The organism is Streptomyces sp. NPDC002853 (assembly GCF_053591915.1).
Window position 1 is genome coordinate 903,525 of sequence record NZ_JBSFUS010000001.1, and the last position, 21,632, is coordinate 925,156.

The following is a 21,632-nucleotide window of genomic DNA, read 5'->3' on the forward strand; positions in this document are numbered from 1 at the left end:
GGCCACCCTACCGGTGAAGGTTGACGCGCCGCGGGGTCCGGCACGTGCCTCGGCCCGGGTGCGACCCGTCTCACACCGGCGGCCATCAGCAACCCACCCGGCGATCAAAAAGGCCCCGCTCAGAGAGATCGATCCCGTGCCCGACCCGCCACCCAGGCCCCCACCAGAGCCACCCCCGCCATCGGCAGGAACACCGCTACGAACGCCCCCGGATGCGAGCCGCCCGCCCCCGTGGCGGAGCCATGCGCGCCGATCATGCCCCCGCCGAGCGCGGCGAACGCGGCACCCCCGGCCGCGAGGAGCAGCGCGTTGGAGAGGCCGTCCGAGATCTGCAGGGCGGCCGAGTTCGTACCCGCGTCCTGCGGCGGCGAGAGGCGCAGAAGCAGCACGCTCGTCGAGCCGATCACCGTACCCATGCCGAGGCAGCCGAAGGCCCAGGCGACGGCGACGATCCACACCGGGACGGCGGCGATCAGCACGGTCGGCGCGGTCGCGATGGAGGCGGCGACCAGCACCATTCCGATCACCATCAGCCGCGTCCGGTACGTCTCCATGCGCGGCCGGGACTGTACGTACGATCCCGCTGCCCACGTCGCCCCACCGGCGGCGAGCGAGAGCCCGGCCATGGTCGGCGAGAGCCCGCGCTGGGTGACCAGCATCAGCGGCACGAAGGACTCGGCGGCGATGAAGGACCCGGCGGCGATGCCGCGCAGGAGCACCACGGAGGGCAGGCCCCGGGCGGCCCGGTAGGTGCCGCGCGGGAGCAGCCCGAGGACGGCAGGCACGAGGACGGCGGCGCCGACGGCCGCCGGGAGCAGCGAGAGCCACCGCAGGTCCTGGCCCGCGTACTGGAGGAGCCCGGCCCCCGCCGAGATCCCGAGCGCGAGCCGTACGCGCCGCCGGTCGAAGGCCTCGACGGGGGCGGTGGGGTCGACGGGCCCGGAGGCGGTGCGCCGGATGGCGGGCAGCGCGAGGGCCAGTGGCGCGAGGACAAGGACGGGAATCCCGACGAAGACCCACCGCCACCCCAGGTGCTCGGTGACCGTCCCCGCGACGAGCGGCCCGACCACGGACGGCACGACCCAGCTCGCAGCGAACGCCGCGAGGATGGACGGCCGCAGATGCTCCGGGTAGGCCCGGCTCACGACGACGTACAACGCGACGATGACGAGCCCCCCGCCGAGCCCCTGGACAGCCCGCCCCAGGATGAACAACCACATGGCCCCGGCGGTCCCGGAGAGCAGCAGCCCCGCCGCGAAGGCGGCGATCCCGGTGGCCAGCGGTCCGAGGGGCCCGCGCCGGTCGGCCCACTGCCCGGAGAGCACCATGCCGAAGAGGCTGGTGGTGAAGTACGCGGAGAACCCGAAGGCGTAGAGGGAAACCCCGTCCAACTCCCGTGCCGCCACCGGCATCGCGGTCCCGACGGCGGTCGCCTCGAAGGCGATGAGCAGCACCACGGAGACGATGCCGAGACTGAGCGCGCGATAGGGGGCGCGCAGGATTCCGCCCTCCAGCTCGGAGGGCGGGGCTATCGGGGCGGCTGCGACTTCGGCGTCACGCGGTTCGAGGGCGCTCATGCTCGCCAGCGTAAGGGGCGTGACACCCTGTGACCCCTGTCCGGGCCCGGTGACCTTCTGGTCCCTTGGTCGTACGCCTGGCCACGGACGCCTGGCCACGGCTCCCTGGCCACGGACGCCTGGCCACGGACGCCTGGCAGAAAAATCCCACCTGCTCCGGCGCCGAGCCGGGGTTTTGCGGGGAGGAGGTGGGATTTTTCTGCAACGGGCCCCACGAAGCCCCACTCTCCGGTTCATGAACGCCGCATGGCAGTCCCGTTGCAGCGTCCGGAGATCCCTTGAGCGAACCAGCCGGCCACGGCTAGGTTCAAGGAGTCAGGTGATCGACAACTTGGCCGTGTGCCCGAGTGGCTCAGGGGCTGGACTGCAAATCCAGTAACGCGGGTTCGATTCCCGCCACGGCCTCCAGCAGGAAACCGATCGAAAAGTGTTTCCCGTGATCCAATGAGCCGGTGACTGGCATACACGCGTCCCTGGGGCCCCTGGAGCGGGTCGACGGCCGGTGGGGGGTGGGCGACGCGGTGCGGCCGGGGCGCGCCTGGGTGGAGTTCCGCGAGGACGGCCTCTACCGGCACACGGGCGCCGGGGAGGGCGAGTTGACTCCCTGGCCGAGGATCATGCTCGGGATCCGCGTGACCATCGGGCGCGGATATCCGACCCAGGGCGGCGACTTCACAATGATGGGCTTCCTCGCCGGCGTGCGGGGACTCCGAGGACGCGGAACCGGCCACCTGGACATGACGCTGCGGCACCCCTACGAGGACCGGCGGCTGGACTTCCATCGCCACCCCCGCTGGTACGGGCTCGTGGAGGTCTCCCTCCTGCAAGAACTGCTCGGGCAGACCGTCGCCGCGAAGGAGACGCGGCGGCTCGCCGACACGGACTGGCTCGACCGGGTGGTCGAACGCCTGACGTCGTCGTCGACGTGGTCGGCGGGTGGCATCCAGCAGGCCGTACGGACGGCCCGCGAGGCGTAGGGAGCCTGAGCCTCCCGGGGCTGGGGCTGGGCGAGGCAGGGACTCGGGTGCTAGATCCGCGTCTCGTCGACCCGCGCCTCGCAGAGCCGCTCAAGGATCGTGTCCACCGTCTCGTCCACCGTCAGGTCGCTGCTGTCCAGCCACAGCCCGATCCTCGGGGTCGTGGACCGGAGCCCTGCGTCCAGGTCCTCCACCGTCCATGCGCCGTAGCCGGTCTTCCCGCGCCCGGCCTCCCGTGCGGCGACCGCGGCCGGGCGCGGGGCCAGGACGATCACGTGCACCGGGCTCGTACGCAGCAGATCCACGTACGCCTTCAACTCCTCGCCCAGGATGACGTCCTGGACCACCGCGACGAAGCCGGCGGCCGCGTAAGCGTCGGCGGTGGACGCCGACAGGCCGTACCGCAGCCGGAGTTGGGCCGCGGCCTCGTCCGACGCGCCGGGCTCGTACTCCTGGCCGCCCGACACGATCATCCGGCGGAAGACGTCACCCCGCACGTGCGCCGCGCGCGGCAGCCGTTCGGCGAGGGCCTGCGCCACCGTGGACTTGCCCGACGCCATGATGCCGGTGATGACGACGACGCCGCTCAGCTGCGGCACCGTCACGTCGCGACCGCCGCCTGCGGGCGGATCGGGAGGCGGTTCACCGGGCGTCCGGTGGCTGCCCGCACCGCCGACGCAACCGCCGCCGGGGTCGTCACGACCGGCACCGCGCTCGCCGCCTTCGCGCCGAAGGGTGCGACCACGTCTCGCTCCTCGACCAGCTTCACGATGCGGATGTCGGGGGTGTCCAGGGCAGTTGGCAGGGCGTAGCCCGTCAGGTCCGGGTGGCGGACCAGGCCCCTCGGCGTACGGAGGTTCTCCGTGAGCGCCGCGCCGACGCCCTGGGTGACGCCCGCCTCGATACGCACCCTCAGCTGGGTCGGGTTGAGGATGCGGCCCACGTCCTGGGCGACCGCGAGCTCCACGACCCGTACCGAACCGATCTCGATGTCGACGTCCACGACCGCGCGGATCGCGCAGAACGCCATGCCCACGAAGGCATCGCCCTGGCCTGCCTCGTCGAGCGGCTCGGTGGGATGCGGGCGGCACTGGGCCGTGGCCCACAGCTCCTTGCCGTCCATCGCCTCCGTCACCGTCGTGCTCAATACCCCGTCGTACGAGGTGATCTTGCCGTCGGTGATCTGGAGGAGCTCGGTCGACATGCCGAACTTGTGGGCCAGGGGCTGCAGCAGCTGCGTGCGCACCATCTTCGCCGCTCGCTCCACCGCGCCGCCCGACACCCAGGTGTGGCGGCCGTGGCAGCTCGGTCCTGCCGGGGGCTGGTCCGTGTCGACGGGGGCCACCCGGACGTCGTCGATGCCGAGCGTCTCCTGGACGATCTGGCGGGCGAGCGTGGTGAAGCCCTGGCCCGTCTCGACCGCCGCGCAGATCACCGTCGCGATGCCGTCGTGGACCTTGACCGTGGCCGTGGAGACCTCGTCCGTGCCCTCGGCGCCCAGGAGTTGGACCATGCCGAGGCCGTAGCCCACACCGCGACGCACCGCGGCCGGTTCACCGGCACCCTCGGGGCCGCCGGGCAGCAGCCACTCGTCCTCGGGGGTGTCCTTGGGCAGCTCGGGGAGGGGGAAGTCCCGTACGGCCGCGAGGAGTTCGGCAACCGGGGCGGGACAGGTGACCGTCTGGCCGGTGGGGAGGATGTCTCCCGTCGCCATCGCGTTGCGCAGCCGCACCTCGGCCGGGTCGATGCCCAGCTTCTTGGCGATCTTGTCCATCTGGGCTTCGTACGCCGCGCACACCTGCATGGCACCCTCGCCCCGGACATGCCCGGACGGCGGGTTGTTCGTACGGACCGCCCAGCCCTCGATGAAGGCGTTCGGGACCACGTACGGACCGCAGGCGAAGGAGACGGCCGCGGCGAGCGCGTCCGACGACGTGTCCGCGTACGCACCCGCGTCGAGCAGCACCTGCGCCTCCACCTTCACCAACTTGCCCTCGGCGTCCGCGTGATGGCGGTAGCGAAGGAGCGTCGGGTGGCGGTGGGCGTGGCCGAGGAAGGACTCCTCGCGGGTCGCCGTCAGCTTCACCGGGCAGCCGGTGGTCAACGCGAGGAGACCGAGCGGGAGGTGGAAGCTGGCGTCCTCGCGGTCGGCGGTCGCGCCGGGCACGCCGGTCACGACGACCTTCACGATGTCCGGGTCGATGCCGTAGCAGGACGCGGCCATGTCGCGGTCGGTGTGCGGGTCGGTGGAGGCGATGTAGAGCTCCACGCCCCCGTCGGGACGCGGCACCGCGAGCCCCGCCTCCGCGCCGATCGGCGCCGGGTCCTGGCGGCCGATGCGGTACAGGCCCTCGACGACGAGCTCGCCCGCCGCCTCCGGGTCGCCGTGCCGCAGCGGGATGTGCCGGATCAAGTTGCCGTCGGGGTGCAGGGGTTCGGCCGCGAAGGCCTTCTCCGGGTCGGTGACCGGTTCGAGGACCTCGTACTCGACGAAGATGGCCGCGGCGGCCATCCGTGCCGTGTCGGGGTGATCGGCGGCCACGGCCGCGATGGGCTCGCCGTGGTGGCGTACGACGTCGGAGGCGAAGACCGGGCGGTCCGGGGTCTTACGGCCGTGCAGCGCCTCGCCGGGCACGTCCTCATGCGTGACCACGGACCGCACGCCCGGCATCTCCCGCGCCTGGGACGTGTCGATCGAGACGATGCGCGCGTGCGCGTGCGGCGAGCGCAGGACGGCCGCCCAGAGCAGCCCCTCCGCCCACAGGTCGGACGCGTAGGGGAACGTGCCCTCCGTCTTGGCGCGGGACTCCGCCGACGGCAGGGACGATCCGATGCCGTGCGGCAACGGCTCCGGGCCGGGCTGCGGCTCCACTGCGGTCGCGGTGTTCGCGTTCCCCGCGGCTTCGTTGCTCACGCCTGGCCTCCGCCCTGGCCGTATGGTCCTTCGTACGTTCCGTCCTGCGCCGCCGGGTTGACCCCTCCGGCGCCGGGTCCCGCCTGGTGCGGGATGCGTGCCTCGCCGTCGCTCTGGGCGGACGGCTCGGCGGCCGCCGCTGACGCCTCGCGCTCGGCGACCACTTCCTGCACGGCGTCGAGCACGCCCCGGTAGCCGGAGCAGCGGCACAGGTTGCCGCACAGGGCGCGCCGCGTCTCCAGGTCGGTCGGGGCGGGGTTGCCCTCCAGGAGGTCGTGCAGGGTCATCGCCATGCCCGGCACGCAGAAGCCGCACTGGACCGCGCCGCAGGCCGCGAGCGCCCGCTGGACGTCGGATGGCCTGCCGTCGGCGGCGAGGCCCTCGACGGTGCGCACCTCGCTGCCGGCGGCGGTGGCCGCGGGCACCAGGCAGGAAGCGACGAGACGGCCGTCCACCTGGACGTTGCAGGCACCGCACTCGCCCTGCGAGCAGCCGTCCTTGGCGCCCGCGAGGCCGAGGCGCTCGCGCAGGACGTAGAGGAGCGACTCGCCGATCCAGGCGCCGGTGACGGGGCGGTCGGCGCCGTTGACGCGCAGGACGTACGAGCAGAGGGGGTGTTCGTCGGAGAGAGCGGTGGCGGTGAGGGCCGCTTCGGGTTCGGCCTCGGGGTCGCCCTCAGGGGCGGCTTCGGCTTCGACGTCGGTGTCGGCCTCGATGTCGGCCTCGGTGTCGGCCTCGGACTCGGCGTCCGCCTCGACCACGGCTTCGGCATCGGCTTCGACTTCGGCCGCGCTGTCCGGCTCGGCCTCGGCTTCGGGCTCCGGCTCCGGCTCGGGTTCCGGCGAGGGCTCCGGCTCCGCGGGCATCTCCGACGCCTCAGACGCCGCGGGCACCTCAGGCACCAGCGGCACGTCAGGCACCACGTGCATCTCGGGGGCCACCGGCGCCGCCGGGACGAAAGGCTCCGGGGGCGGGACGGGCTCGTGGTGCTGCTGCTCGTGGTGCTGCGGCTCGGCGTACTGCTGCGCGTGGGGCTGCATGTGCGGAAGCGGATGCGGCTCGGCCTGCGCCTGCGGTTCGGCCTGCGCCTGCGGCTCGGCGTACTGCTGCTGCACCGGCTCCGACCACGGAGCGCCCGCGCCCGCGCCACCGGTCGCCCACGGTGCGGCCGCACCGCCCGGCAGTGTCGCCGGGGGCGTACCGCCGCCCCACTGCGCGGCGAGCGAGGACGCGGTGAACTCACCCGATTCGTCCGGAAGATCACCATTGGCCACGGGAATCGACCACTGTCCCGTGACATCGGCGGGGGCCGGGGCGGCGGGCGCGTGGCCCTCCGCCTCGTGGAAGCTCCACTGCCCGGTGGCCCGGGGGTCGTACGCGTGCTCCTGCTCGTGGACCGGCGGCTCGGGCTCGGGCACACCGCCCGCGTCGGGCCACCGCACGTTCTGGACACCGGTGCCCGCGCCGGTCACCTCGGGCGGCATGACCCAGACACCCGTGGCGGCCGGGTCCGTCGCGTCGGCCGTCGTGGGGGTGACCGTTATCTGCGGCGGCACATAACCGTGGCCGGGCGCGGCGAGCGGCGAGTGGTCGAAGTCCAGGGCGCCTTCCGGAAGCTGCACGAAGGCCGTGGCGTCCGAGTCGTACTCGCCCTGTGGGTGCGGCTGCCAGCCGCCGTTCGCGTCGTTCGCGGCGTTTCCACCGGTCTGGTCGTCCCTCACGACAGCGCCCTCCCCAGTGCTCGTCGGGCCAGCGCGGCGACGGTGCGCCGCAGGTGCAGTACGGCGGGCGGCAGCGGCTGCGGCGAGCCGTCGTCCGCCGGAGGCTGGTCGGGGATGCACGCGGCGGCGACGTACTCACCGAAGGCGGTGAGCGCCTCCGGCACGATCGTCCGCTCGCCGTCCCAGTCGATCAGCGAGGCGACCCACTGCTCGGCCTCCAGGGGCCGCAGCGGCATCGGCGCGACGGCACCGACCGCGCAGCGCACACCGCGCCGCGCCGGGTCGAGGACGAGCGCGACGGAGGCGATGGCGCGTCCGGGCCCGGTGCGGCCCGTCGCCTTGAGGAAGACCTGCGGGGCGTGCAGGAGCGGCAGCCGTACGAAGCCGATGAGTTCGCCGGGGCGGAGCATGTCCATCCCCGCGAGCAGGTGCGATACGGGGACCTCGCGGCGCGCGCCGCCGGGTCCCGCGATGACGAGGACGGCTTCCAGGGCGGCCAGGACGGGCAGGGTGTCGCCGGTCGGCCCCGCCGTGGCGATGTTGCCGCCAAGAGTGCCCGCGTTGCGGATCTGCGGGGGCCCCGCGGCGCGTGCGGCCGCGGCGAGCGCGGGGATCAGGGCGGCGAAGTCGGGCCGCCCGACGCGTGCGTGGGTGAGACCGGCGCCGAGCAGCGCGTGACCGTCCTGGTACTGCCAGCCGCGGATCTCGCTGATGCGGCCGAGGCCGACGAGCGCGGCGGGGCGCAGGAGGCCCGCGTTGACGGAGGCCATGAGGTCGGTGCCGCCGGCCACGGGCACGGCGGCGGGCATCGCGGCGAGCGCCTCCACGGCCTCGTCCAACGTCGCAGGCAGCGTCGCCGTCTGCGCGGTGTGCGCCGCCTGCCGTGCGTGCGTGCTCAAAACCGGCTGCCCCTTCCCGATGCCCGGCGGCTTTCTCGCCGTGCCCACCGTTACGCCTGTTCCGCCGTACGGTACGTGCTCACAGCCCGGACGTGGCAACTCTGGCACATCTTCCCCGGACCCCGGCGCGGGGGTCCGCTAGGAGTCATTCGTCCGCAGACCTGGAGGATGTGCCGTTTTCACACGCCCTCGCCGGTCAGCGGGAATTGCCACTCTTCGGTGACTCTTGTACGGCTTTCGCCGGACCGCCCACGCTCTCAGCGCGGGCGGCCCGACACGCGGAGCACGGGGTGCGCCTCACACGTTCGGGGGCGCCCCGTCGATCGGGCGTCCGAGCACTCCGGGGCGCTTCTGCCACGGCAACGGGCCGCCGGGCGGGCGGTAGTCGACGCCGAGCGCGTCAAGTCGCGCGTAGTGCGGGGTCATTCGCCGCTCGAAGCCCGCGAAGTCGCGCTCGGCCGAGGCCGGCAGCGGGCTCCAGGCGACCTCGGCGAAGGCGGCGAGACGCGGGAACACCTGGTAGTCCACGCGTGCGTGGTACTCCATCACCTCGGTCCAGACGTTGGCCTGGGTGCCGAGTACGTGGCGGGCCTCCTCGGCGGTGAGCTGCGGCGGCACCGGCTCGAAGCGGTAGACGTCCTCCAGGGTGCGGACGAAGCCGATGGGCGCAGGCTCGTCGGGGCCGCCGTCCTGCCGGTGATCCAAGTACACCTGCTGCTCGGGGCACATGACGACGTCGTGACCGGCCTTGGCCGCCGCGATCCCGCCCCCGTATCCCCGCCAGGAGGACACGGTGGCGCCCTCGGCGAGGCCGCCCTCCAGGATCTCGTCCCAGCCGATGAGCCTGCGCCCGCGCGCGGTCAGCCAGCCGTCGAAGTGCCGGATGAACCAGCTCTGCAGCCCGTTCTCGTCACCGACGCCCAGCTCCTTGATGCGGGCCTGCGCGGTGGGCGACGCCCTCCACTGGTCCTTGGGGCATTCATCCCCTCCCACATGGATGAAGGTGGAGGGAAAGAGCTCGAGAACTTCCTCGAACACCCCCTCGTAGAAACGAAGGGTGTTCTCGGTCGGCGCGAGGACATTCGGATTGACGCCCCAGGTGTCCCAGACGCCGAGCGCCGAGGTGTCGACGACGTCCGTGTTGCCGAGCTCCGGATAGGCGTGGATGGCGGCCTGCGAGTGCCCGGGGATGTCGATCTCGGGCACGACGGCGATGTGCCGCTCATGGGCGTACGCGACGATCTCGCGGATGTCGTCCTGCGTGTAGTAGCCGCCGTGCGGGGTGTCGTTCCACAGTTCGGAGGCGCGGTGCCCCCACTTCGAGCGCGGCCGCCACGAACCGGACTCCGTGAGCTTGGGGTAGCGCTTGATCTCGATGCGCCAGCCCTGGTCGTCGGTGAGGTGGAAGTGGAAGACGTTCAGCTTGTGGGCGGCGAGGAGGTCCAGGTAGCGCAGGACGCCGTCCTTGGGCATGAAGTGCCGGGCCACGTCGAGCATCATGCCGCGCCACCCGAAGCGGGGGCTGTCCTCGATCAGACACCCCGGGACCGCGTACCGCCCGGCGGCCCGCAGCGGTGCCCGCCGGAACGCCTCGGGCCCGATGAGCTGCCGCAGGCTCTGGGCCCCCCAGAAGACGCCGGGAGCGGCGCCGCCGAGGATCTCGACGCCGCTCTCCCCCACGGTGAGCCGGTACGCCTCGGGCGCGAGGGAGTCGTCGATGCCCAGCGAGATGCCGCCGCCGTCACCCGGCGCCAGGGGCAGCCCCAACGCGCCGCCGAGCGTGGCACGCAGCCAGCGCTCGGTGGACTCGGTGCCGGGCCCGGCCCGGAGCGCGGTGGAGGAGTCGAGGATGAAGCCTTCGGAATGCGGCCCCTCGGCGCGTGCGGGCGCCGGGATCAGTTGCTCAAAGGTCATGCGGCGAGGCTGCCACGCGATTGCACAACGCAAAAGGGGCGTTGCGGCACACGCAACGCCCCTCCGCGCAGTGGCTCATGGACCGCCCCGGGGGCTACTTCTTGCCGCCGCCCTTGCCGTCCTTGCCGCCCTTGTCCTTGTCGCCACCGGCGCTCATGGACTCGTAGATCTCCTTGCACATGGGACAGACGGGGTACTTCTTCGGGTCACGACCCGGCACCCACACCTTGCCGCAGAGCGCGACGACGGGCGTACCGTCGAGCGCGCTCGCCATGATCTTGTCCTTCTGGACATAGTGCGCGTAGCGCTCGTGGTCACCGTCACCACTCGACACCTGCGGCGTCGGCTCTACGAGGGTCCCCGTACCTGCCCCGCGCTCGGGCTCGGGCTCAAGAGTGCTCATGGCATCCAAGGGTACCTACGCCGACGGGGTCCGGGCAGCGCCCATTCCGAGCCGGTCAGTTGAGTGACGCGTCATCCGGATAGGTGGCCACCATCGCCAGCTCGCTCCGCTGCCTGCGCAGGACTGCTCGCCACAACCGCTCCGGGTCCGGGGACGACACGTCGCCGGGCTCGGACTCGACCACGTACCAGGCGCCCTCGACGAGCTCGTCCTCCAGCTGGCCCGGGCCCCAGCCCGCGTAGCCGGCGAAGATACGCAGCGAGCCGAGCGCGGGGGCCAGGAGTTCGGGAGGGGTGTCGAGGTCGACCAGGCCGATCGCGCCGTGCACGCGGCGCCAGCCGATCGGCTCCCCTCTGCCCGGCCGCGGGGCGGCGGCGTCCTCCCCGGGGATCACCGCCACGCCGAGCGCCGAGTCGAGCGAGACGGGGCCGCCCTGGAAGACGACGCCCGGCGCGCCCGCCAGGTCACCCCAGCCCTCCAGGATGTCCGCGACGTCCACCGGCGTCGGCCGGTTGAGGACCACGCCGAGCGAGCCCTCCTCGTCGTGGTCGAGGAGCAGCACCACCGCGCGGTCGAAGTTCGGGTCCGCCAGGGCAGGCGTGGCCACGAGCAGCCGCCCTGTGAGCGAGGACACCTCGGTCATGAACGACATGATCCCGCATCTTTGCCCCGCTGGGGGAGGCAATGCCCGTACGGGAGTGAATGCAGCTCAGGGGCGCATGGGCGCGTCCGGAGCGCACACTTTCGGCGGTGACCCGGAGTGTCCGGTTCCGAACGGTTCGTGTTGTCACGAAGTCCTGACGTGTTTCGCGCGCCCTTGGCCTTACGGAGAGGGGGTACACGCCCATTACGCTTGCCCTTTGGTCCACCCGTCCATCCAATCGGAACGCGAGATTCATGACCGTCACCGACGATGTACTGCTTGTCCACGGCGGAACCCCGCTGGAGGGCGAGATCCGTGTCCGCGGCGCGAAGAACCTCGTGCCCAAGGCCATGGTCGCCGCGCTGCTCGGCAGCGCTCCGAGCAGGCTGCGCAATGTCCCCGACATCCGCGACGTGCGCGTCGTACGCGGACTCCTGCAGCTGCATGGCGTGACGGTCCGCCCCGGTGAGGAGCCGGGCGAGCTGGTCATGGATCCCTCGCACGTGGAGAGCGCCAACGTCGCGGACATCGACGCGCACGCGGGCTCCTCGCGGATCCCGATCCTGTTCTGCGGACCGCTCCTGCACCGCCTGGGCCACGCCTTCATCCCCGGCCTCGGCGGCTGCGACATCGGCGGCCGGCCGATCGACTTCCACTTCGAGGTGCTCCGCCAGTTCGGCGCGACCATCGAGAAGCGCGAGGGCGGCCAGTACCTGGAGGCTCCGCAGCGGCTCCGCGGCACGAAGATCCAGCTGCCGTATCCGTCCGTCGGCGCCACCGAGCAGGTCCTGCTGACCGCGGTTCTCGCGGAGGGCGTCACCGAGCTCTCGAACGCAGCCGTCGAGCCCGAGATCGAGGACCTCATCTGCGTGCTGCAGAAGATGGGCGCGATCATCGCGATGGACACCGACCGGACCATAAGGGTCACCGGTGTCGACAGCCTGGGCGGCTACAACCACCACGCCCTCTCGGACCGCCTGGAGGCCGCCTCCTGGGCTTCCGCGGCGCTGGCGACCGAAGGCAACATCTACGTCCGCGGCGCCCAGCAGCGGTCGATGATGACGTTCCTGAACACCTACCGGAAGGTGGGCGGTGCCTTCGAGATCGACGACGAGGGCATCCGCTTCTGGCACCCGGGCGGCTCGCTCAACGCGATCGCCCTGGAGACGGACGTGCACCCCGGCTTCCAGACGGACTGGCAGCAGCCGCTGGTCGTCGCCCTGACGCAGGCCGCGGGCCTGTCGATCGTGCACGAGACGGTGTACGAGTCGCGTCTCGGCTTCACCTCCGCGCTCAACCAGATGGGCGCGCACATCCAGCTCTACCGCGAGTGCCTCGGCGGTTCCGACTGCCGCTTCGGGCAGCGCAACTTCCTCCACTCGGCGGTCGTCAGCGGCCCCACGAAGCTCCAGGGCGCCGATCTGGTCATTCCTGACCTGCGCGGCGGCTTCTCGTACCTGATCGCCGCTCTGGCGGCGCAGGGCACGTCCCGCGTGCACGGCATCGACCTGATCAACCGCGGCTACGAGAACTTCATGGACAAGCTCGTGGAGCTCGGCGCGAAGGTCGAGCTGCCGGGCAGGGCGACCTTGTAGTCGCAGTCGCTCGTCCTTGTGATCGTGCGAACCGCACGCAGAAGGGGCGGCCACCCAACCGGGTGGCCGCCCCTTCTATTGCTGCTTCAGGCTACTTGCCCTTGGCGGCTTCCTTGAGCTTGGAGCCCGCCGAAACCTTGACGCTGTAGCCGGCCGGGATGTTGATCGGCTCGCCGGTCTGCGGGTTCCGTGCGGTGCGAGCGGCACGGTGGGTGCGCTCGAAGGTCAGGAAGCCGGGGATGGTGACCTTCTCGTCGCCCTTGGCAACGATCTCGCCGACGGTCTCGGCGAACGCGGCCAGCACGGCGTCGGCGTCCTTGCGGGTCACCTCGGCGCGGTCGGCCAGCGCGGCCACCAGCTCACTGCGGTTCATGTTTGTACTCCCGTGTTCTTCTTGCCGTTGAGGCGTGCCACGCGGCGGAGCCGCATGATGGGCACAGCGAAGCCGATGCTGCCAGGGTCCTCGGTCAGGCCCCGGACCCGGGTCCGTCATCCGGACCCTCGCGCCCAGAAAGGCATCCTGCCCCCACCTGCGGCGGGAAAGCCAATCCGGGCCCCTTGGGGTCACACGAAAAGCTTCACCGCCCCTGGGAAGGTGGCAGTCGGGGGCGCGCTTCCACGCCACCCTAGAGGGCCTTTGAGGGCCCCGCGTTCCGCGACGCGCCGTACTACTGGGCCGTGGCGCCTGTCACAGCCACCCCGGCGGCCTTCGCCGCGCTGCGCACCGCATCGGCGACCGCGCCCGCGACCTTGTCGTTGAAGACGCTGGGGATGATGTAGTTCGGGTTGAGCTCGTCCTCGGCGACGACGTCCGCGAGGGCGCCCGCCGCCGCCAGCATCATCTCCGTGTTGACGGTGCGCGACTGGGCGTCGAGCAGACCGCGGAAGACGCCGGGGAAGACCAGGACGTTGTTGATCTGGTTCGGGAAGTCCGAGCGGCCCGTGGCCACAACTGCCGCCGTCTGGCGGGCGATCGCGGGGTCGACCTCGGGGTCCGGGTTCGCGAGCGCGAACACGATGGCGCCGTCGGCCATGGCCGCGACGTCGTCGGCGTTCAGGACGTTCGGGGCCGACACGCCGATGAAGACATCGGCGCCGACGACCGCTTCCTTGAGGGTGCCGCGGGCGCCCTCGGGGTTGGTGTTGTCGGCGATCCAGCGCAGCGGCGAGTCCGGCGCGGCGTCCACCAGGTCCTCGCGGTCCGCGTGCACGACACCGTGGATGTCGGCGACGACGGCGTGCTTGACGCCTGCCGCGATGAGCAGCTTGAGGATGGCCGTACCGGCCGCGCCCGCACCGGACATGACGACGCGTACGTCGCCGACTCCCTTGCCCACCACACGAAGTGCGTTGGTGAGCGCGGCCAGTACGACGATGGCGGTGCCGTGCTGGTCGTCGTGGAAGACGGGGATGTCCAGGGCCTCGCGGAGCCTGGCCTCGATCTCGAAGCAGCGCGGCGCCGAGATGTCCTCGAGGTTGATGCCCGCGAAGCCGGGGGCGATCGCCTTCACGATCTCGACGATCGCGTCGGTGTCCTGGGTGTCCAGGCACAGCGGCCAGGCGTCGATGCCGGCGAAGCGCTTGAAGAGGGCCGCCTTGCCCTCCATGACCGGGAGCGCGGCCTTCGGGCCGATGTTGCCGAGCCCGAGGACGGCCGAACCGTCCGTTACGACCGCAACGGAGTTGCGCTTGATGGTGAGGCGGCGCGCGTCCTCGGGGTTCTCGGCGATCGCCATGCACACGCGGGCCACGCCCGGGGTGTAGATCATGGAGAGGTCGTCGCGGTTCCGGATGGGGTGCTTGGACGCCATCTCGATCTTGCCGCCGAGGTGCATCAGGAACGTACGGTCGGAGACCTTGCCGACGGTGACGCCCTCGATGGTGCGCAGCTGCGCGACGATCTCGTCGCCGTGTGTCGTCGAGGTCGCCGCGATCGTGACGTCGATCCGGAGTGCCTCATGGCCGGACGCCGTGACGTCGAGGCCGGTCACCGAGCCTCCGTGGGACTCGACGGCCGTGGTGATCTGGGAGACCGCGGTGCCGCTCGCGGGCACCTCCAACCGGACCGTGTTCGAGTAGGAGACGCTGGGCGCCGTTGCCATGGCCGACTTCCTCTGCTTTCACCGTGTTGCTCTTGCCGTCCGATCGTCGCACCTACCACTGAGTACGTGGTAGCCGCCTCGGATTGCGAACTTTTCGTTCACCAGCTTTTCGGAAACTGGTTTCCACCATACGAGAAGTCGCGGGCCGTCGGTAGGGGGGAACCCGAAAGAGGCCTCCGTCACCAGGTGACGAAGGCCTCTTCGAACGCTTATGACACCGACCCGCCATGCTCGCCTCGCGGCAAGTGGTCGCTCGTAGCGACGATGGTTGGGCCCGGGGGCTTGGATCGGGCCGGTGCCACATCAACGGTAACAAACGATCCCCGCAAGGCAATTCCCGTCCCGCAAAGTCATTCGCGGAGCAGGCGCGAATCACTCGCGGAGCAGGTCCGGCACGCCTTCCGCGTCGGGGTCGTCGCGCTCGCCGGACAGCACCGTGAGCTGCTGCGTGGCCCGCGTCAGCGCCACGTACAGGACGCGCAGGCCCGCCGGGGACTCGTCCGCGATCTCCGCCGGGGAGACGACGACCGTGGCGTCGTACTCGAGTCCCTTGGCCTCCAGGCTGCCCAGGGCGACCACGCGGTCGCCGAGCCCGTCGAGCCAGCGCGCCGCCTGCTCGCGGCGGTTCATCGCCACGACGACGCCGATGGTGCCGTCGACCTGGTCGAGCAGCCGCGCCGCCTCGTCGCGCACCGACGCGCCGAGGTCCTTGTCGCGTACGACGGCGAAGCGGGGCTTCACCCCGGTGGACCGGACGGCCGACGGCGACTCGGAGCCCGGCATCGCGAGCGCGAGCACCTTGGCCGCGAGATCTGCGATCTCGGCGGGGTTGCGGTAGTTGACGGTGAGGGTGAAGCGGCGGCGCGGGCGGCTGCCCAGGGCCTCGTCGCGGGCCGCGGCCGCCTCGTCCGGGTCGGACCAGGAGGACTGGGCGGGGTCACCGACGATCGTCCACGTGGCGTGCCGGCCTCTGCGGCCGACCATCCGCCACTGCATGGGGGTCAGGTCCTGGGCCTCGTCGACGATGACGTGCGCGTACTCGGTGCGCTCGGCGGCGAGCCGCTCGGCGCGCTCGCGCTGGGACTCCTCGCGCTGCGGCATCAGTTCGTCGAGCCCGGTGAGCAGGTCGAGGGGGTCGAGATCCTTCTTCTTGCGGGGCCTGTGCGGCGTGCCGAGGATCGAGTGGAGCTCGTCGAGGAGCGCCACGTCGTGCACGGACAGGGCGTCGCGCTTGAGGGAACGGGCGATCTTGCGGACCTCGCCGGGGTTCAGGACGCGGCGCGCCCAGCGGCCAAGGCGCCGCTCGTCGCCCATCGCGGAGAGCACGGCGCGCGGGGTGAGTTCGGGCCACCAGGCGTCGAGGAACCGGATGAAGTCGTCCTCGGAGGTGATGTCCTCGTCGAAGGACGAGCGCAGCTCTGCGGCCAGCTCCGGGTCGCTGTGCCGGCCCGCTGAGCCCGACTGGGACCACAGGGCGTCCAGGAGGAGCTTGCGGGCGCGCGGACGCAGCAGGTTGACGGGAGCCGTGCCGCTGAGCGCGTTGCGCCGGATACGGCCGAGCGCGTCGGCCTCCAGCTCCAGGCGGCGGCCGAAGGCGACCACTCGGAGGCGGGTGGGGGTCTCGGCGGGGCCCTGGGGAGCGTCGTCCTCGTCGTCGTCGCCGAAGGCCAGCTGGCCGTCCCGTGAGGCGGGCTTCGGGGTCGTGCCCGCACCGCCCTCCAGAGCGCCCCTGGCGGCCTTCCGCAGGACGTGCAGCATCCGGGAGGAGCCCTTGACCCTGGCCACCGCGGGAGAGTCGTAGACGGTGGCCTCGGCCGGGCCAGCCGCGTCGTCGGCCAGCGCGCCCACCGCGCGGATCGCGACCTGCCCCTCCTCGCCGAGCGAGGGCAGCACGCCCTCCGTGTACGCCACGAGGAGCGGGGTCGGGGAGACGATGAGGATGCCGCCCGCGTACCGGCGGCGGTCCTGGTAGAGGAGGTAGGCCGCGCGGTGCAGGGCCACGGCGGTCTTGCCGGTGCCGGGGCCGCCCTCGACGTACGTCACCGAGGCGGCGGGGGCGCGGATGACCATGTCCTGCTCGGCCTGGATCGACGCCACGATGTCCCGCATCGTGTGGCTGCGGGCCTGACCGAGCGCCGCCATCAGGGCGCCGTCGCCGATGACCGGCAGCGCCTCCCCGTCCAGGGTCGCCTTGAGCTCCGGGCGCATCAGGTCGTCCTCGACGCCCAGGACCCTGCGCCCCTTGGAGCGGATGACCCGGCGCCGTACGACACGGCCCGGGTCGACCGGCGTCGAGCGGTAGAACGGCGCGGCGGCCGGGGCACGCCAGTCGATCACCAGCGGGGAGTAGTCCGCGTCCAGGACGCCGATGCGGCCGATGTGCAGGGTCTCGGCGATCTCGGCGGTGTTCTGCTCGCTCACCGCGTCCTCGGCGGGCTCGATCGACGTGTACGCGCCGTCCGGGCCCTTCTTGCCGTCCTTGCCGAGCAGCAGGTCGATCCGCCCGAAGAGGAAGTCCTCGAACTCGTTGTTGAGGCGGTTGAGATGCACTCCCGCGCGGAACACCTGGGCGTCCCGCTCGGCGAGCGCGCCGGGCGTGCCCACCTGGGAGCGCTTGGCCGCGTCGGTCATGAGGAACTCGGCCTCGTGGATCTTCTCCTCGAGACGCCGGTAGACCTGGTCGAGATGTTCCTGTTCGACGCTGATCTCACGGTCGCGTACGTCGGCCACCGAGGCCCCTTTCCGGACGTGCAGCTGCCCAATCGAGCAGCCGTCTACCGTACGCGAAAGGGGACCCCTGTGTGACCTCCGTGTGCGCTTCTCCTACGCGTCGACCTCCACCAGGCGGTCGCCGTCGAAGGTGGTCACCTCGAAGTGGTCGATGTCGTTCCGGTCCATCGCGGCGCCCCCGTGGACATACAAGGGGCTGCGCGCCCACTTGTTCGGGCTGTCCTCGATGCCGTAACCCCACTTCGGGACGGACCAGGTGGTCACCGTCTCCTTCTCGCCGTCCTTGCCGACCGCGACGAGGGAGCACTTGAGCGGGCCCTTGACGTTCTTCAGCTCCAGGACCGCGTGCGTGCCCCAGGCCTTCTTCTCCGTGCCGACCGTGGCGCTGACCTTGGTCTTCGGGTCCGTGGCCTTGATCTTGTCGTCCATGTGGTTGAAGAAGGCGTCCTCGGCGGGGCTCGTGGGGTGCGGTTCGCCCGCCACGTCCGTCGTCCCGCCGTCGTCGCTCACCGCGAGGACCGTGAGCGGCCCGCCGACGATCAGCGCGGCCGCGGCTGCCACCAGATACATGCCGCGCCTGCGCTTCTGCTGCCGCTTCACGGAGACCTCGTCCACGAGGCGGTCCGCGAGGCGCGGGCTCGGCCTGGCGGCGAGCTGCTCGCCGATCGCCGGTACGCCGCGTCCGCCGGGGAGGTCCGCGAGGGCGGCCAGCATCGGCTCCATGCCGGAGAACTCCTCCAGCTGGTGCGCGCAGAACTCGCAGACCGCCAGATGTGCCTCGAAGGCCGTCGCCTCCGCGTCGTCCAGGATGCCGAGGGCGTAGGCGCCGACGGTCTCGTGCACGTCGCCCGTCTCAGCCTGCCCCCACGCGTCATGTCCGTAGGACTCGTTCATGCCGTCACCCCCCGCTCCTCAAGCGCAAGCTTCATCGAACGCAGCGCGTAGAAGACCCGCGAGCGCACCGTCCCACTCGGTATACCCAGAGTCTCGGCCGCCTCATTGACCGTACGCCCCTTGAAATAAGTTTCGACGAGCACTTCCCGGTGCGCGGGAGTCAGGTCGTCGAGCGCGTCCGAGAGAGTCATCAGCCACAGCGCCTTATCGATCTCGTCCTCCGCGGGGATGACCTCCAGCGGCGACGGATCGACCTCCTGCGGCCGGGCCTGCCGGCTGCGGTGGCCGTCGATGACGATGCGCCGGGCGACCGTCACCAGCCAGGGGCGTACCGAACCGGTCGCACGATTGAGCTGACCGGCGTTCTTCCAGGCACGGATGAGCGTTTCCTGTACGACATCTTCGGCGCGCTGCCGGTCGCCCGCCACCAGGCGGAGCACATAGGCCAGAAGTGGCCCCGCGTGCTCGCGGTAGAGGGCGCGCATCAACTCCTCGTCGGGTCCGTTGCGTTGCGGGACCAGGCGATGTCGGTGCGGGCGTGCCTGCGGGCGCTCATCGGCCACGGCGGAATCCTTGCGCACGTCTGCCTCCGGTGTCCGCTCTTCGTCTTGGCTGGCTCACCGGAGATGTACGTACGCGGCAACGGCTGTGTTCAGCCGCCCCAAAAGAAATTCGATCAGGCCCGCGCGAGCGCCGCCCTGCGCCGATGTCTGGCCACCCGTTCACGGTTGCCGCACACCTCACTGGAGCACCAGCGGCGGCGCCTGCCGCGTGAGGTGTCCAGGTACACGATGGGGCAGTTGTCGCCCTCGCACTGGCGCAGCAGGGCGCGCGCACCGGGGTCGGTGAGCAGGTCGACGGCATCGCGGGCCACGGCGGCGAGCAGGGCCGCGCAGCCGGGGTCGCCGTCCAGGGTGCGGGCGAGGCTGCCGTCGGGGCGCCGGACGGCACGCGGGGCCGGGGGCGCTGCCGCGGCGAGGGCGTTGACTCTGCCCAACGCGGCTTCGGCGGGGCGCCCTTCGAGCTCGGCGAGCACCAACTGGGCGACGCTCTGCCGCAGTTCACCAAAGCCCACCAGCCAGGCCGGGCCCGCCCCCGGCAGGGCGGTGCGATCCGGGATGAGCCCGGCACCCGCGAGCCAGGCACGCAGCCGGTCCACGGAGTCGAGCCGTTCCACGGGGTGGTTCGTGGCCACGAGATCCAGACAGCTCCGCCCGGAGTCGAAGCGCAGCTCGTAGGTGGCCGGGTCCATGCCCAGTGCCATGCGCCTGTCACCGCCTTGTGGGGTTACCGGTGAGTGCTCCCCCTTACAGTGCCTCGCCGCGGGCGGGTGCGGAACCCCTGCCACCGGCGCGGATGAGACGCGCGCTTATGGAGGCGCGCTTCGAGACCATGGTCCGGCGGCCGTCCGGCCGGTTGACTCGGTCTTATGGAAGCCAAACGTGAGACGCAAAGCCGGGGACAGGGCCAGGGGCGAGGCGGCGAGGGAGGCCCCGCCGGGGCCGTCCTGGGGGCGGCCGTCGTGTTCATGGGCCTGATCGCCGGAACCTTCTACATCTTCTCCTGCGGTGTCATGCCCGGCCTCGCACGCAGCGAGGACCGTGTCTTCATCGAGGTCATGCAGAACACGAACGACGCGTTCAACAACCCGGTCTTCTTCGCGAGCTTCTTCGGCGCGCTGATCTTCACGGCGGTCTCCGCGTGGCAGCTGCGCGGCACGGGCTCGTACCGATGGGTCCTGGCAGCGCTCGTGCTCTACCTGGTGGCCTTCGCGATCACGTCGGTCGTGAACGTGCCGCTGAACGACCAGCTCGCGGACGCGGGCGACCCGGCGAAGATCGCCGACCCGGCCGCCGTGCGCGAGGAGTTCGAGGACCCGTGGCTGGCCTGGAACGCCGTGCGAGCCGTGTTCTCCACGGCCGCGATCGGCCTGCTCGCGCGGGCGTTGGTGCTGTGGGGGCGGGACAACAGGGCCCGTCAGTCGGCGTACTTGGCCCCGGCTGCCGGATCGAGCGCGAGCCGGTAACCACGCTTGACCACCGTCTGGACGAGCTTCGGCGCCCCAAGTGCCGTACGCAGCCTGGCCATCGCGGTCTCCACGGCGTGCTCGTCGCGCCCCGCGCCGGGCAGCGCGCGCAGGAGTTCGGCGCGGGAGACCACCCACCCCGGGCGCCGCGCCAGCGTCCGCAGCAACGACATGCCCGCGGGCGGCACGGGCCGCAGCTCGTCGTCGACCAGCACGGCGTGACCGCGGATCTCCACGCGGTGGCCCGCGACGGGCAACGTACGGGCGCGGGACGGCAGTTCCTGGCAGAGGATCTGTACGAGGGGTCCGAGCCGGAAGCGTTCGGGCTGCACCGTGTCGACGCCGAGGGCCTGGAGCGGCAGGGCGGTGACCGGGCCCACGCAGGCGGACAGGACGTCGTGCTGGAGGGCCTCGAAGAGCTCGGCGGACATGCCCCGGTCCTCGGCGCGGGCCAGGAAGGACGCGGCGGCGGGCGCGCTGGTGAAGGTCAGCGCGTCGACGGAGCGCGCGACGGTGGCGTCGAGGAGCCGGTCGACGGGGGCGAGGTCCTCCGGCGGCAGCCACCGGTAGACGGGCACGCCGACGACCTCCGCTCCCCCGGCGCGCAGCGACTCGACGAAGCCAGGCAGCGGTTCGCCGTGCAGCTGGAGCGCGATGCGCTTGCCTTCGACGCCTTCGCCGAGCAGCCGGTCGAGCACCTCCGCCATGGACTCGGACGAGGGCGACCACTCCTCGGTGAGCCCGGCGGCACGGATGGCGCCCTTGACCTTGGGCCCGCGGGCCAGCAGCTCGACGCCCCGCATACATCGCAGCAGCGCCTCCCCGAACCCCCACCCGTCGGCGGCCTCGACCCAGCCGCGGAACCCGATTGCGGTGGTGGCGATCACGATGTCGGGCGCGTGGTCGATCAGTTCCTTGGTGGCGGAGAGGAGTTCGCTGTCGTCGGCGAGCGGGACGATGCGCAGTGCGGGGGCGTGCAGGACGGTGGCGCCGCGCCGCTGGAGCAGCGCGCCGAGTTCGTCGGCGCGCCGGGCGGCGGTGACGCCGACGGTGAATCCGGCGAGTGGGGCGTTCTGGCGACCGGCCTGTTGACCGGTCGGAGGGGTCCCGTGCATGGCAGCTGCTTTCGTCCCGCTAGTACCGCGTGATGGATGATCCGGGGTTGAACGAGCCTGCCAACGGCCCGTGACAACCCCGGATCATCACGATGTCGTACGTGTTACACCAGGCTACGACC

At 71.7% G+C, this 21,632-nt stretch carries 18 protein-coding genes and 1 tRNA gene; 4 read left to right on the forward strand and 15 right to left on the reverse strand.

What is annotated here, in order from left to right; all coding sequences use genetic code 11:
• Positions 1-119 precede the first annotated feature (119 nt).
• Positions 120-1,577, reverse strand: a complete 1,458-nt coding sequence (locus ACWD02_RS04035; RefSeq protein WP_451204139.1) for an MFS transporter — start codon at positions 1,575-1,577, stop codon at positions 120-122.
• A 333-nt stretch (positions 1,578-1,910) separates the two neighbouring features.
• Between ACWD02_RS04035 and ACWD02_RS04040 the strand changes: the two genes are divergently transcribed.
• Positions 1,911-1,985 (forward strand) — tRNA-Cys (locus tag ACWD02_RS04040).
• A gap of 44 nt (positions 1,986-2,029) precedes the next feature.
• On the forward strand, positions 2,030-2,554 hold the full coding sequence (locus ACWD02_RS04045) for a hypothetical protein (protein WP_451204141.1): 525 nt from the start codon (positions 2,030-2,032) through the stop codon (positions 2,552-2,554).
• 50 nt (positions 2,555-2,604) lie between these two features.
• Here ACWD02_RS04045 and ACWD02_RS04050 read toward each other — a convergent pair whose 3' ends face one another.
• From ACWD02_RS04050 to ACWD02_RS04080, 7 genes are all read right to left on the reverse strand, one after another.
• Complete coding sequence (locus tag ACWD02_RS04050; RefSeq protein ID WP_451204395.1) at positions 2,605-3,144, reverse strand: AAA family ATPase; 540 nt, start codon at positions 3,142-3,144, stop codon at positions 2,605-2,607.
• An 11-nt stretch (positions 3,145-3,155) separates the two neighbouring features.
• Positions 3,156-5,468 (reverse strand): xanthine dehydrogenase family protein molybdopterin-binding subunit, encoded by a 2,313-nt coding sequence (locus ACWD02_RS04055; protein ID WP_451204143.1) that lies wholly within the window; start codon positions 5,466-5,468, stop codon positions 3,156-3,158.
• Complete coding sequence (locus tag ACWD02_RS04060) at positions 5,465-7,189, reverse strand: (2Fe-2S)-binding protein (RefSeq protein WP_451204145.1); 1,725 nt, start codon at positions 7,187-7,189, stop codon at positions 5,465-5,467. Before ACWD02_RS04060 ends, ACWD02_RS04055 begins: the two co-directional genes overlap by 4 nt.
• On the reverse strand, positions 7,186-8,088 hold the full coding sequence (locus tag ACWD02_RS04065; protein WP_451204146.1) for an FAD binding domain-containing protein: 903 nt from the start codon (positions 8,086-8,088) through the stop codon (positions 7,186-7,188). Before ACWD02_RS04065 ends, ACWD02_RS04060 begins: the two co-directional genes overlap by 4 nt.
• 297 nt (positions 8,089-8,385) lie before the next feature.
• Entirely contained in the window at positions 8,386-10,002 is a 1,617-nt protein-coding gene (locus ACWD02_RS04070) for a beta-N-acetylhexosaminidase (RefSeq protein ID WP_451204148.1), read from the reverse strand.
• A gap of 94 nt (positions 10,003-10,096) precedes the next feature.
• Positions 10,097-10,405, reverse strand: coding sequence for a DUF3039 domain-containing protein (locus ACWD02_RS04075; RefSeq protein WP_363211472.1), 309 nt, complete (start codon positions 10,403-10,405; stop codon positions 10,097-10,099).
• Between the two features lie 55 nt (positions 10,406-10,460).
• The gene (locus tag ACWD02_RS04080) at positions 10,461-11,057 is read right to left on the reverse strand and encodes a YqgE/AlgH family protein (protein WP_451204150.1); all 597 of its coding nucleotides are present in this window, start codon (positions 11,055-11,057) and stop codon (positions 10,461-10,463) included.
• Between the two features lie 245 nt (positions 11,058-11,302).
• Between ACWD02_RS04080 and murA the strand changes: the two genes are divergently transcribed.
• Positions 11,303-12,643 carry a UDP-N-acetylglucosamine 1-carboxyvinyltransferase gene (gene murA, locus ACWD02_RS04085; protein ID WP_344521857.1) on the forward strand — a complete coding sequence of 447 codons (1,341 nt, stop codon included), beginning with the start codon at positions 11,303-11,305 and terminating at the stop codon, positions 12,641-12,643.
• A 91-nt stretch (positions 12,644-12,734) separates the two neighbouring features.
• Here murA and ACWD02_RS04090 read toward each other — a convergent pair whose 3' ends face one another.
• The 6 genes from ACWD02_RS04090 to ACWD02_RS04115 form a co-directional block, all read right to left on the reverse strand.
• Positions 12,735-13,016, reverse strand: coding sequence for an HU family DNA-binding protein (locus ACWD02_RS04090; protein WP_016645140.1), 282 nt, complete (start codon positions 13,014-13,016; stop codon positions 12,735-12,737).
• A gap of 295 nt (positions 13,017-13,311) precedes the next feature.
• Complete coding sequence (locus ACWD02_RS04095; protein ID WP_365816470.1) at positions 13,312-14,745, reverse strand: NAD-dependent malic enzyme; 1,434 nt, start codon at positions 14,743-14,745, stop codon at positions 13,312-13,314.
• 372 nt (positions 14,746-15,117) lie between these two features.
• Positions 15,118-17,475 (reverse strand): HelD family protein, encoded by a 2,358-nt coding sequence (locus tag ACWD02_RS04100; protein ID WP_451204153.1) that lies wholly within the window; start codon positions 17,473-17,475, stop codon positions 15,118-15,120.
• A 93-nt stretch (positions 17,476-17,568) separates the two neighbouring features.
• The gene (locus tag ACWD02_RS04105) at positions 17,569-18,369 is read right to left on the reverse strand and encodes a zf-HC2 domain-containing protein (protein ID WP_451204155.1); all 801 of its coding nucleotides are present in this window, start codon (positions 18,367-18,369) and stop codon (positions 17,569-17,571) included.
• On the reverse strand, positions 18,366-18,950 hold the full coding sequence (locus ACWD02_RS04110; RefSeq protein WP_363313407.1) for a sigma-70 family RNA polymerase sigma factor: 585 nt from the start codon (positions 18,948-18,950) through the stop codon (positions 18,366-18,368). Before ACWD02_RS04110 ends, ACWD02_RS04105 begins: the two co-directional genes overlap by 4 nt.
• A gap of 95 nt (positions 18,951-19,045) precedes the next feature.
• The gene (locus ACWD02_RS04115; RefSeq protein WP_451204158.1) at positions 19,046-19,633 is read right to left on the reverse strand and encodes a CGNR zinc finger domain-containing protein; all 588 of its coding nucleotides are present in this window, start codon (positions 19,631-19,633) and stop codon (positions 19,046-19,048) included.
• A gap of 264 nt (positions 19,634-19,897) precedes the next feature.
• On the opposite strand from ACWD02_RS04115, the gene ACWD02_RS04120 reads away from it, so the two are divergent.
• Positions 19,898-20,395 carry an anthrone oxygenase family protein gene (locus tag ACWD02_RS04120; RefSeq protein WP_451204398.1) on the forward strand — a complete coding sequence of 166 codons (498 nt, stop codon included), beginning with the start codon at positions 19,898-19,900 and terminating at the stop codon, positions 20,393-20,395.
• Here ACWD02_RS04120 and ACWD02_RS04125 read toward each other — a convergent pair.
• Complete coding sequence (locus ACWD02_RS04125) at positions 20,347-21,510, reverse strand: uroporphyrinogen-III synthase (RefSeq protein ID WP_451204160.1); 1,164 nt, start codon at positions 21,508-21,510, stop codon at positions 20,347-20,349. The genes ACWD02_RS04120 and ACWD02_RS04125 overlap by 49 nt on opposite strands.
• Positions 21,511-21,632: the final 122 nt, after the last annotated feature.